General features: G+C 34.6%; 8 protein-coding genes and 3 pseudogenes. 6 read left to right on the forward strand and 5 right to left on the reverse strand.

Going from position 1 to position 12,714, the window contains the following annotated elements; genetic code table 11:
- Positions 1-274 precede the first annotated feature (274 nt).
- The 6 genes and pseudogenes from thrS (at position 275) to BSU00_RS05005 (ending at position 6,325) form a co-directional block, all read left to right on the forward strand.
- Positions 275-2,222: pseudogene (gene thrS, locus BSU00_RS04980) on the forward strand (threonine--tRNA ligase).
- An 87-nt stretch (positions 2,223-2,309) separates the two neighbouring features.
- Positions 2,310-2,805, forward strand: a pseudogene (gene infC / locus BSU00_RS04985) (translation initiation factor IF-3).
- 36 nt (positions 2,806-2,841) lie between these two features.
- Positions 2,842-3,039, forward strand: coding sequence for a 50S ribosomal protein L35 (gene rpmI, locus BSU00_RS04990; RefSeq protein WP_093868708.1), 198 nt, complete (start codon positions 2,842-2,844; stop codon positions 3,037-3,039).
- Between the two features lie 93 nt (positions 3,040-3,132).
- Positions 3,133-3,477 carry a 50S ribosomal protein L20 gene (gene rplT, locus BSU00_RS04995; protein ID WP_105003424.1) on the forward strand — a complete coding sequence of 115 codons (345 nt, stop codon included), beginning with the start codon at positions 3,133-3,135 and terminating at the stop codon, positions 3,475-3,477.
- An 81-nt stretch (positions 3,478-3,558) separates the two neighbouring features.
- On the forward strand, positions 3,559-4,143 hold the full coding sequence (locus BSU00_RS05000; protein ID WP_105003425.1) for a hypothetical protein: 585 nt from the start codon (positions 3,559-3,561) through the stop codon (positions 4,141-4,143).
- A gap of 277 nt (positions 4,144-4,420) precedes the next feature.
- Complete coding sequence (locus tag BSU00_RS05005) at positions 4,421-6,325, forward strand: ComEC/Rec2 family competence protein (protein ID WP_105003426.1); 1,905 nt, start codon at positions 4,421-4,423, stop codon at positions 6,323-6,325.
- Between the two features lie 128 nt (positions 6,326-6,453).
- Here BSU00_RS05005 and BSU00_RS05010 read toward each other — a convergent pair whose 3' ends face one another.
- The 5 genes and pseudogenes from BSU00_RS05010 to BSU00_RS05025 all read right to left on the reverse strand — a co-directional run bounded on the left by BSU00_RS05010 (position 6,454) and on the right by BSU00_RS05025 (position 12,606).
- Positions 6,454-6,972, reverse strand: a complete 519-nt coding sequence (locus BSU00_RS05010) for a DUF255 domain-containing protein (RefSeq protein WP_105003427.1) — start codon at positions 6,970-6,972, stop codon at positions 6,454-6,456.
- A 94-nt stretch (positions 6,973-7,066) separates the two neighbouring features.
- Complete coding sequence (locus BSU00_RS05015) at positions 7,067-8,590, reverse strand: peptide MFS transporter (RefSeq protein WP_369820274.1); 1,524 nt, start codon at positions 8,588-8,590, stop codon at positions 7,067-7,069.
- Entirely contained in the window at positions 8,587-8,814 is a 228-nt protein-coding gene (locus BSU00_RS13940; protein ID WP_369820275.1) for a hypothetical protein, read from the reverse strand. The genes BSU00_RS05015 and BSU00_RS13940 overlap by 4 nt, the downstream gene beginning before the upstream one ends.
- Positions 8,815-8,886: 72 nt before the next feature.
- Positions 8,887-10,448, reverse strand: a pseudogene (locus BSU00_RS05020) (peptide MFS transporter).
- A gap of 13 nt (positions 10,449-10,461) precedes the next feature.
- A complete protein-coding gene (locus tag BSU00_RS05025) occupies positions 10,462-12,606 on the reverse strand; it encodes a S9 family peptidase (RefSeq protein ID WP_105003905.1) in 2,145 nt (714 codons plus the stop codon).
- Positions 12,607-12,714 lie beyond the last annotated feature (108 nt).

Genomic DNA, 12,714 nt, shown 5'->3' on the forward strand with positions numbered 1-12,714 from the left:
TGCATTATACATCGAATACACATAGTTCAAGAATAAAATATCTATAAGAAAGACAGATGTAACTCGTATTGAAAACCAACTACACGCAAAAAACAACACAATATAGCGCTACCACATAAAACGTATTCATAGAGTAACAAAACCAACCTTTGCAAGTCTTGGATAACTTAGCCCTAATTTTAAAAAATAGTATTGTGTGACTTTCCCTTTTACAATATCTTTGCAGGTTGAAAGTTTCCATTTGTAGGGAAACTACGATAAACAATATATACAAATGATTAAAATCACATTACCAGACGGAAGCGTTAAAGAATTTGAAGTTAATAGCACTGCTATTGACGTAGCAAAAAGCATTAGTGAGGGTTTAGCAAGAAATGTTATCTCCGCTAGTTTCAATGGCAACACTATTGAAACCTCAACCCCATTAACAACCGATGGATCTCTGGTATTATACACCTTTAACGACCCGGAAGGGAAAAAAGCATTTTGGCATTCTTCTGCCACGTATTAGCACAAGCAGTACTTGAATTTCATCCGAATGCAAAGTTAACAATCGGGCCAGCCATTGAGAATGGATTCTACTATGATCTAGATTTGGGAGAAGAAACTATTTCTGAAAAAGATTTCCCTGCTATCGAAAAGAAATTTTTAGAATTAGCCAGAGAAAAGGCAGTGTTTTCAATGCGAGAAATCTCTAAAGCAGATGCTATAAGCTATTATAAAGGTAGAAACAACCAATACAAAGTAGAGCTAATTGAAGGGTTAGACGATGGTGACATTACATTCTGTGATCACAGCAACTTTACCGACTTGTGTAGAGGTGGTCATATACCAAATACAGGAATAATCAAAGCCATTAAAATAATGAATGTTGCCGGTGCGTATTGGCGAGGTGACGAAAAAAACAACCAACTAACTCGTTTATATGGTATTTCCTTCCCAAAACAAAAACAATTGAAGGAATATCTGGAACTTCTTGAGGAAGCGAAAAAAAGAGACCATAGAAAGCTTGGAAAGGAATTAGAACTTTTTACGTTTTCACAACGAGTAGGACAAGGGCTACCGTTATGGCTGCCAAAAGGTGCTGCTTTACGAAGTAGATTAGAAGACTTTTTAAAAGTAGCACAAAAAAAGCAGGGTACGAAATGGTAATGACACCGCATATTGGCCAAAAAGAACTTTATGAAACTTCAGGGCATTATGCAAAATATGGGGAAGATAGTTTCCAACCGATTACTACACCAAAACTCGACGAAGAGTTTTTATTAAAACCTATGAACTGCCCCCACCATTGTGAGATTTATGCACACAAACCTTATTCTTATAAAGATTTACCAGTTCGATTTGCAGAATTTGGAACTGTTTACAGGTATGAGCAGAGTGGAGAACTTCACGGTTTAACAAGAGTTAGAGGTTTTACTCAAGATGATGCGCACATATTTTGTACACCAGAGCAATTGGATGAAGAATTCAAAAATGTAATTGATTTGGTATTGTATGTCTTCCGTTCTCTAGGGTTCAAGGATTTCACCTCGCAGGTATCTATACGAGATATGGCAACTCCAGACAAATACATCGGTGATGCTGCTACTTGGGAAACCGCAGAAAAAGCCATTATTAGTGCAGCAAAAGACAAAGGCCTTGATTATGTAATTGAGGAGGGAGAAGCCGCGTTTTATGGTCCGAAGTTAGACTTCATGGTAAAGGATGCTCTTGGGAGAAGTTGGCAATTAGGAACTATACAAGTAGATTATAATTTACCAGAGCGTTTTGATCTAAGTTATAAAGGTTCTGACAACCAATTACACCGACCAATAATGATTCACAGAGCACCTTTTGGTTCAATGGAACGATTTATTGCGGTTTTACTGGAACATACTGGAGGAAATTTCCCATTATGGCTTACACCAGAACAAGTTATAATACTGCCAATCAGTGAGAAATACCAAAATTATTCAGAAAAAGTTTTACATTTGTTAGAAAATTCCGAAATTCGCGCCCTAATAGATAACCGAAATGAGAAAACGGGTCGAAAAATTCGCGATGCAGAAGTGAAAAAGATACCGTTTATGGTCATTGTTGGTGAAAAAGAACAAGAGGATAATACTGTTTCAATAAGGAAACATGGTGAAGGGGATATAGGAACGTTTACTATTGAAGAGTTTGTTTCATTAATAAACAAAGAAGTAAGCAAAACTTTAGTCCCTTTTGGAAGTAATTAAATAGTAATTTTAAATTTATAAGTCATAGCTATAAGAAAAAAAGGTGGGCGCAGACCTGCTAGAGTAATTAAAGAAGATCAGCACAGAATTAATGAAAAAATTCGTTTTGTTGATGAAGTTCGTCTGGTAGGCGAGAATATCGAAATAGGGGTGTATCCTTTAATCAAAGCAAAAGAAATTGCGAGAGCACAAGGATTAGATTTAGTAGAAATTTCACCAAAAGCTGTACCACCTGTATGTAAGGTTATCGATTACAAAAAGTTTGTACGAACAAAAAAAACGTGAGAAAGCACTAAAATCTAAAGCTTCCAAAGTAGTAGTGAAAGAAATACGTTTTGGACCGCAAACAGACGAGCATGATTATGAATTTAAAAAGAAGCATGCTATTAAATTCTTAAAAGATGGAGCGAAACTAAAAGCGTTTGTATTCTTTAAAGGAAGATCTATCATATTCAAAGAACAAGGGCAAATTTTATTGTTAAAATTGGCTCAAGAACTAGAAGAATACGGTAAAGTTGAACAAATGCCGAAATTAGAAGGAAAGCGTATGATTATGTTCATTGCGCCGAAAAAAGTTAAATAAAGAAAGTAATAAGCAAGATAAAACGAAAATCAAGAGATGCCTAAAATCAAAACAAAATCTAGCGCCAAAAAACGTTTTAAGTTAACAGGTTCTGGAAAAATCAAAAGAAAGCACGCGTTTAAGAGTCATATCTTAACTAAGAAGTCGAAAAAACGTAAGCTTGCCTTAACACACGCTGCATTAGTACACAAGTCTGATGAAGCAAATATTAAGCAACAATTAGTTTTAAAATAATTGTTCGCTAGGTAGTAAATTAATTATTAACCATGGAGTTGGGCTCACAAAGTACTTACATTAAGTCGCCTACTACAAAAAACAATTTGAATTATGCCAAGATCAGTAAATTCAGTAGCTTCAAGAAATAGAAGAAAAAAAATCTTGAAGCAAGCAAAAGGTTACTTCGGACGTAGAAAAAACGTTTACACAGTAGCAAAAAATGCGGTTGAAAAAGGGATGTTATATGCCTATAGAGATCGTAAAAACAACAAGAGAAACTTCCGTTCTTTATGGATCCAACGTATCAACGCTGGTGCCCGTCAGTTCGGAATGTCTTACTCGCAGTTTATGGGTAAAGTAAAAGCTAATGACATCGAATTAAACCGTAAGGTTTTAGCAGATTTAGCGATGAACAATCCGGAAGCTTTTAAGGCAATTGTAGATAAAGTAAAATAAGTTTAATAACCTTGCTTATACTAAAAACCCAAACCTTGCGTTTGGGTTTTTTTACTATTCTTTTAATAACAAACAATCATCATGCGATTAATAAAAATTATATTTTTCCTAGTACTATCCAATGCAATTATAGCACAAGAAATAACAGAAAGTAAACCAGACAACTCGATAAAGAACCAATTCGAGACGCTTTATAAAAAATCTGGAAGTTATCAGGAATATAAGGTGGTTAAAAAAACAGCATACGCAAAACTTCAAAAAAACGTTTTAGACACCTTAAAAAATATCGAAAGCAAGGTGGTGAGCCAGCAAAAAAATATAGTTTCTCAAAAGAGTAATATAACTATCCTTGAGGAAAAAATAAAGGAGTTAAATAACACCATAAGTGACCTTTCAGACAAACAAGATGACATCTCTTTGTTTGGTCTTAGTTTTGCTAAAACTAGCTTTAAATTAGGTATGGCTATACTCACTGGTATTTTGCTGTTTTTACTGTTTTTATTCATCTATAAATTTAAAAATAGCAACACTGTTACAAAAGAAACTATTAAGATGCATAACGATATTGAAAAAGAATTGGAAGATTTCAGAAAAAATGCGATTGAAAAAGAACAAAAATTAAGAAGAAAACTGCAGGATGAAATTAACAAACAACGCGGTGTTTAGGCAACGTACTGCATCCTAAAAGTCATAATATACTACACATTTCCTGTCTTATGCGATACTTTATGTTCGTAAAGACAGGAATTTTTGTTTTCTTTTTAAAGTACTAGAGGTCTTTGTATCACTTTCTACAAACTAATCACCGAAGTTATTTCCTCGAGGCTACAAAATGTAGCAAAGAATACATAAACATTTACATTAGTTTACAAAAGTTATAACATTAGCTGAAAAATGAGATAAAATACTGATAATTAGTAATTTTTCATATCTTTACAATGCTATGAAAAATTTATTGGGCTTTGTACCGCTTTACACAGTGGTATGTCTTATTCTTGGTCTTTTACTACAGTATTATTGTAAAATTTGGCGCTATGGTATCGTCGAATTATTTGGAATTATAGCCAGCCTTTTACTCCTTTTATTCATTTTACATACCTCACAAAAACGTTTAGCGTTTGGAGTTACCTACCTCATAAGTATCATCGCACTTGGAATAAGCTCGCTTTTCTTAAAAAATCCGCAAAACTATCCAAATTATTTTATTAAATACATGGAGAAAAATGGGGTAGTATACCTGAGAATACAAAAGGTATTACGAAGTACAGATTACTATGATAAATACCTAGCAAAAGTAGAGCGTTTGAATGGAAGTATGGTATCGGGAACTGTTTTACTTAATATTCAAAAGGAAACAAATACATTGCCACTACAAACAGATAACCGGTTACAACTAATACCAACGTTTACAAGACTACCGAAAACTCTAAATCCATACCAATTTTCGTATAAGGATTATTTATCAAAGCAGGGAGTGTATTACCAAATACACACCAAAACAAATAAGTACAGAATGTTACCTACCGTATCAAAGTCACTATTTGGATTGGCAGAAACGATACGAAATTGGGTGAAAGAACGATTGCATTCTGCACATTTATCCGCAGATGTCCTTCAAATTACAAATGCATTTCTTTTGGGTGAAAAACAATTTTTATCCAAGGATATTCGCAATAGTTATCGCAAGGCAGGAGTCATTCATATTTTAGCAATATCTGGGCTTCATGTTGGAATTATATTTCTTTTATTACAACGTATACTATCCCTATTTGGAATTCGAAAAAGAGGAAGTACAGTTACGTTCGTATTTACTGTTGGATTTTTATGGTTTTTCGCACTTATAACTGGTCTATCTGCCTCCGTTGTTAGAGCGGTAACCATGTTTACCTTTATTGCCATTGGAGAAAAAATAAACCGACAAAGAGTACCCTTATACGCAATTCTGAATTCCATGTTTTTTATTTTGCTATTTCATCCATATTTTATTTTCGACATAGGCTTTCAACTTAGTTATATTGTAGTTTTTGCTATTGTACTGATACAACCAAAGTTAGTCGAATTATGGAAACCAAAAGGAAAAATAACGCAATTTTACTGGAAAACCTTTACCGTTACTCTCGCTGCACAAATAGGGATTACCCCCATTAGCCTTTATTACTTTCAAGAAACATCTTTGTGGAGTATTTTCACAAATATGGTGGTTGTTCCTTGGATAGGAATACTTGTATACACAGCAATACTGCTCTTAGTCATAACGATACTTAAAATTACGCCTGGATTTTTAACAGAGGTATATAACTTTTTAATAAGCGCAATGAATTCCTTTATTGCTTGGATCGCATCTATTCAAAACAATGGAAATTTAGTAATGTCTCTAAACATAGAAGCTTTACTATTATGGTACCTTTTACTAATCATTCTATTTGGAACATCTTTTAAAACTTCTTTTCGCAGGTTAGTGGCTATTTCCGTAGTAATTATCACCTTACAGACATGTTATATTTTGGATAAGATCAATCGAGAAAACAAAAAAGAACTTATCCTATTTCACAAAAACAAACTTAGTGTAATTGGTATACGTAATGGAAATAAAATACAAATACACCACAACATGGATACTAGTATTGTTGCCAAAGAAAAATTTCTTTCCTCCTACCGTATACACGAAAACATTACTATGAACTACACCACTAAATTACCAAGATTATATGCATTCGATAACAAAACTTTTATATGGCTCGACAAAAAGGATGTGAACCCCAATAAAAAAGTAAAAAACGCTATTATTATATTGCGAAATTCACCTAAAATAAACTTAGAACGAATACTTCTAGCGACGAACCTTTAGTGGTAATTGCAGATGGTAGTAACTACAAGAACCTGGCAAGAAAGTGGAGACTCACGTGTAAAACACAAAAAATACCATTTCACGACACGAGTATAAATGGTGCATATTGTTTTTCTAAGTAAAAGAAACTATATAGAACTCTTAAAATTCTTTTCAAACTCCTTCCAAGATGTCTTTTTGTAATTTTCATCATTAAAAAAAGCTAGAATAGTCTCAAACTTTTTCTTGTCTTGGTAGCCGGGAATATGTTGTAATACTTGCTTGTCTTTGTTCAAAAAAGTGGTGGCAGGATAACTTAGTCTTCCTTTCATTAGTCCTGCAGCCAACTCGTGGTAACCTCTCCTTCCTTGCGCTTGGTATACAAAAGTTTTCCCCATGAAAGTAATATCTCTTTTTTCTTCTCCATTTAACTTTACTGCGTAGTAATTTTCATTGATATAGGAAGCAATTACCGGATTTTGGTAAGTATCTTTATCCATTCGTTTGCACCACCCACACCAATCGGTATAAATATCTATTAGAATCGGTTTCGGATTTACGTTACTCTTTGCAACAGCCTCCTCTATGGTTAGCCATTTTACTGTATCTTGAGCGCTAACACCTGTAACGGTTAAGAGTAAAAACAATACTACGGTAAAAAATCTCATAACGAATGGGGTTCAAAATTGATACCAAAGTTACAAAAAAAACCTGCCAATTGCATATCATTGACAGGTTGCTGATATAATTACGGAATAAAAATTATTTTACGCCGTGCATTAATTTTTTCAAAATTGGATGTAATAGTAAAGCTACTAGGCCAAGAGCAAGTGGAACTATAGTAAAGATTAAGAAAAATCCAGACAAACTGTATTCTTTTGTAATCGACTCAATATCCCCTCCAACATAATGGGCTAATTTATTTCCAATTGCAATTGCAAGATAATATACCCCAAACATAAATGCGATCATTCGTGTAGGAATTAATTTACTCAAATAAGATAATCCCATAGGAGACAAACACAACTCTCCCAAAGTATGAAATAAGTATGCAAGTACCAACCAGGCCATACTTAAACTCGCTCCCTCGGCTCCTGCAGGTACATTTCTTGCGCCAAAAGCCAAGAAACCAAAACCTAAGGCCAATAAAGCCAAACCTAAAAAATATTTTACCGAAGCTGGTGGATTGTATCTACTATCCCACCACTTGGTAAACAAAGGTGCAAAAATGATAATAAATAAAGAGTTTAAAATAGCAAACCACGTAACAGGGACTTCTGTTTCAGGACTACTCAACTCTGTGTATAATTTGTATAAGACAATTGCCCAAACAATTACAAAACTTGTTCCTAAAATTATGTTAGATACACCAATTTTTGAATAGGTTTTCTTGAATAACGAAATCAAAACATACGTTATAATTCCAAGAGGAATAACCGTAACTAAAAGATCTATTATCTTAAAAATAGTACCCGAAGTACCCTCTAAAATTCTGTTGGTAAAGTCTCTTGTATATATTGGTAAAGAACCAGCTGCTTGCTCAAATGCAGCCCAGAAGAAAATCGTAAATAAACAAAAAATGGTAAAAGCGATCATTCTATCTCTCTCAATTTTTGTGTATCTAGGAATTCTAACAAGTAACAAAATAATAAAACTAATAGCTGCAATTAAAGCAAAAAATAAGGAGTCTGTCATTGCTCCTACGGCAAAATTCAGGGCATTGATGCCTCCTATTTTACTAAGTGGGTCGTTAATGATAAATATCAAAGCAGAAATGGTAAAAAGACCGATTAAAAAATAATCTACTATTGAGAACGGATTTCTTACTTCTTGTTCCAATTCAGGATTAGTCTCCTTCGCATCAACTTTTACTGGCTTATCTCCTAAAGATCCAAATAAAGATTGTGCATAATAAAATTGAAGCATTCCTAAAAACATAAAAATACCAGCGAGTCCAAAACCAAAGCTCCAACTTATCTTTTCACCAACCCATCCACACAACATAATTCCGATAAATGCACCAGCATTAACCCCCATATAAAAAATATTATAGGCACCATCTTTCTTGTCATCTTTCCCTGCATACATTTTAGATATTATAGATGTCATATTGGGTTTAAAAAAGCCGTTACCAACAATTAGCAATGCAATTCCTATGTAAAGTGTAGTAGGGGTCTCAAAAGCCATAGAAGCATGCCCCAAGGTCATTAATAATGCACCTATTACGACGGCCTTTCTGTAACCAATTTTATTATCTGCGAGCCAACCCCCAACTAAAGGCGTCAAATACACAAACAAAGCATAGGTCCTAAAAGGGATAATGCAGCAGGAGTACTCCATCCCCAACCTGGGTTATCACCTGTTACTATTCCTGTTAAAAAAATAACCAATATGGCCCGCATTCCGTAATAAGAAAAGCGCTCCCACATTTCGGTAAAAAACAAAACAAACAACCCTGCAGGATGCCCTAATACCTTATCTTTAAATAGATTTTCTATATCTGTACTCATTGTTAAAAATTTAAGTTATAAACAAAACAAACCCCATAAGTAAAGTTATGAGGTTTGTAAATTATTTTTTAATTAATTTGCTTCTGCTGTTTCTCTAGAGTGGTTCTCACCATGGGCAATTTCTCTTTCGTTATCCTCAGCTCCGTGAATAAGTCGTTTCAAGGGTTTTAACATAGCGATTACTAACAATCCAAATATTACACAGAAAATAGTAATTCCGGTAAAAATTTGCAATTCTCCAGCTGATTCGGCAGATTCTCCAATGATACCCGCAACTTTGTTACCTAAACCTGTTGCTGCAAAATAAACACCCATCATCAAAGCTCCATATTTAACCGGGGCTAGTTTCGTGATAAAAGATAACGCTACAGGTGATGCACAAAGTTCGCCTAAAGTATGAAATAAGTATGCAAATGCTAACCAATACAAAGCAGATTCACCAGAGGCCTCGTATTGTCTGGAAGCAAAGATCATAAATACAAAACCTAAGCCCATAATAATTACACCGGTTGCCATCTTAAAAATAGAAGAAGACTCTTTATTCCTATGTTTCCACCAAAGCCAGAAGTTTGCTACTGGAACTCCAAAGATAATGATATACAAAGGGTTAAAAGACTGCATTATAGCCGAAGGAACTTGCCATCCTCCAATAAATCTATTAGTTTTTTGCTCTGTATAAATATTCATCAAACCTCCAGCTTGTTCAAATGCACCCCAAAATACGATAACAATTAAAAAAGAGAGTAATAGAACTATAAATCTATCTTTTTCAATTTTTGTTTCTAAATCATTAAATACGGTCATCATAAATCCAACAACTATAGATAAAAACAAGAAAAACACAGTGTACTGGATAACTTCTTTTTCCATAAATAGTTGCGGTATTAGAACTGATACCAAAGCACATAAAGCAAGAACTACAACTGTCTTTTTTGTATTTACCATAGTACTAAAGATTTCTCCTATGGATACATCCTCTGAGCTTTCGGTTTCATGTGTAGGTTTATTACCTACTTCTGTTAAAAATTTTTGCCCAAATAAAAATACTAATTGCCCAAGTATCATCCCTATCGCAGCTAAACCGAATCCATAATGCCAACCGTATTTTGCAGCTACTAATCCAACGATTAAACTTGCTGCGGCAGCACCTAAATTAATTCCAATATAGAAAATAGAAAAACCTTTATCTCTTCTCTCATCACCTGGCTCATATAATCCTCCTACCATGGTAGAAATATTAGGTTTTAATAATCCAACTCCCAAAATTATTAAGAAAAGTCCGGCAAAAAAGGCCCAATCTTGCTCTATGGATAAAATTCCGTGACCGGCAACCAATAACCAACCACCATACATAACGGATTTCTTTTGGCCTAGAAGTTTATCTGCAATAATACCGCCAGGAATTGAAGCAACGTAAACTAACATTGTGTACCAACCATATAAGGCAAGTGCTTCCCCTTGAGTCCATCCTAATCCGGGATTAAGATCAGTAGTTTTTGCAACCATATATAAGGTAAGAATCGCTCGCATCCCATAGTACGAGAAGCGTTCCCACATTTCTGTAAAAAACAGAACGTAGAGCCTACTGGATGTCCAAATAATTCCTTTTGTTGAATAGAAGTAGAATTTGCCATAGTTTTCTATAGTTTATAAATTATTTTTTAAAAAATTAGTCATTTTCACGTACAAATGGTAGCGTGTATTCCCGCCATATATACCGTGATTTTTATCTGGATACATCGCCCAATCAAATTGTTTGTTTGTCTGTATCAAAGCCTCTGCCATACGGTAGGCATTTTGAACGTGTACGTTGTCGTCTGCTGTTCCGTGCACTAACAGATACTTTCCCTTTAATAATTCAGGATAATTCAAAGGAGAATTGTCATCATAACCAGCAGGGTTTTCTTCCGGCGTTCGTAAAAAACGCTCGGTGTAAATCGTATCGTAGAAACGCCAAGTAGTTACCGGTGCTACTGCAATGGCAGTGGTAAACACATCATTACCTTTCAGCAGACAATTGGTACTCATGTGTCCGCCAAATGACCAGCCCCATATACCAATTCTGTTCGCGTCGATATACGAACGTTTCGCTAATAGTTTTGCTGCAGCTATTTGATCTTCCGTTTCATATTTTACCAAGTTAAGATAAGTCGCCTTTTTAAAATCTCTCCCCTTAAATCCGGTTCCACGACCATCTACACAGGCTATAATATAACCCTGCTCTGCCAACATTTGGTACCAATAATCGTTAGAATTATTCCACCTATTTGCCACACTTTGCGAACCAGGACCAGAATACTGATACATCAAGAGTGGATACTGTTTACTTGCATTAAAATTAGGTGGTTTTATCATGAACATATTGAGGTCGTTTCCGTTAACTCTTACAGTAGAAAATTCTTTCTCACTAATATTAAACTCAGCAATTTTAGCTTTTAGAGCAGCATTGTCTTTAATGGTTTTTAATACATCTCCTTTACTATTGCGTAAGGTATACACGGGAGGAGTATTGGCATCAGAGAACGTATTGATAAAATAGTTCATATTCTTACTAAACGCACCGTTGTTGGTTCCTGAGGAGTCACTGAGTAATTTTTTGTTTTTTCCTTGTAAAGAAATGCTGTAGACCCCTCTATTAATAGATCCATTTTCTACAGACTGGTAGTAAATTGTTTTCTTCTTCGGATTAAAACCATAATAGGCAGTTACCTCCCAGTCTCCATTGGTTATTTGGTTTAGCAATGTACCTGTTTTCGAGTAATGATAAATGTGATTATAGCCATTTTTTTCACTTGTCCAGATAAAACTATTGTCTTCTAAAAAGGTCAAGTCATCTGTAATATCTATGTAAGCTTTATCCGTTTCGTGTAACACTACAGAATTCTGTAAGGAAGTAGCATTTACAAAATACAATTTTAAGTCATTTTGATGGCGATTAAGCGTTCTTACCGATAGTGTATTTGCATCTTTCGTCCAGTTTATTCTAGGAATGTATTCGTAGTTACCCAGGGCAATTGTTTTGGTGGTATTGTCTCCTAATGTGTATACGTGTAGGGTAACTTTCGCATTGTCTTCTCCTGCTTTTGGATATTTAAAGACATGTTGCGAAGGATACTTGTCGGTACCATATACGTCCATGGAAAAAGTACTTACCGCACTTTCATCAAATCGCAAAAAGGCTATTTTTTTACTATCTGTACTCCATTCAAAAGCCTTTACAAATCCGAATTCCTCCTCGTACACCCAATCGGTAATTCCGTTGATAACTTCATTTTTCTTTCCATCTTTGGTAATCTGTACCTCCTTTTGGGTGGTAAGATCTTTCACAAACAAATTGTTGTCTTTGGCATATGCTACTTTTTTACTATCAGGTGAAAAAGTTGGTCTTTGAATATCTTCACCAATTAGCGCTATCGATTTCGTCGCTATATCGTACACGTAAAAAGTACCTAAAAAAGATCTTCGGAAGATTGGTTTGAAATTAGTTCCTAGAATTAACTTTGTCTCGTCATTGTTGAATTGATAGGATTGAAAACTACTAATTTCATTAATCTCTGCACTAGATACAATAGTAGCTACTTTTTCTAGGGTTTGGTAATTGTATTTGTCTACTGATGTTCCGCCGCTTTGATAGTTTAATAGGGAATAAAAATCACCATTCATAGAATTCAAGGAATTCATATAATCGGATCTAAATGTACCTTTTTTCCATATATCCTCTAGCGTAATATCCTTTTTCTGAGCGTGAAGTATCGTGGACAACCCAATAAAGAATACGATCATTTTTTTCATGTGTAGTTGTTGTTTGAATAAAAAGTTTGCCAAGTTTACGGAAAATTCGACGAAAATTAAGACAAAAACCATAGAAATATCAATTATAAAAGTGATTTTAACAGGATT

The organism is Tenacibaculum sp. SG-28 (assembly GCF_002954385.1).
GTDB lineage: Bacteria > Bacteroidota > Bacteroidia > Flavobacteriales > Flavobacteriaceae > Polaribacter.

Excerpts from the sequence above, each read along its gene's own strand:
- rplT (WP_105003424.1), top strand. The coding sequence starts at position 3,133 with ATGCCAAGATCAGTAAATTCAGTAGCTTCAAGAAATAGAAGAAAAAAA.
- BSU00_RS05025 (WP_105003905.1), bottom strand. The coding sequence starts at position 12,606 with ATGAAAAAAATGATCGTATTCTTTATTGGGTTGTCCACGATACTTCAC.
- BSU00_RS05005 (WP_105003426.1), top strand. The coding sequence starts at position 4,421 with ATGAAAAATTTATTGGGCTTTGTACCGCTTTACACAGTGGTATGTCTT.
- BSU00_RS05000 (WP_105003425.1), top strand. The coding sequence starts at position 3,559 with ATGCGATTAATAAAAATTATATTTTTCCTAGTACTATCCAATGCAATT.
- BSU00_RS05010 (WP_105003427.1), bottom strand. The coding sequence starts at position 6,972 with ATGAGATTTTTTACCGTAGTATTGTTTTTACTCTTAACCGTTACAGGT.
- BSU00_RS13940 (WP_369820275.1), bottom strand. The coding sequence starts at position 8,814 with ATGAGTACAGATATAGAAAATCTATTTAAAGATAAGGTATTAGGGCAT.
- rpmI (WP_093868708.1), top strand. The coding sequence starts at position 2,842 with ATGCCTAAAATCAAAACAAAATCTAGCGCCAAAAAACGTTTTAAGTTA.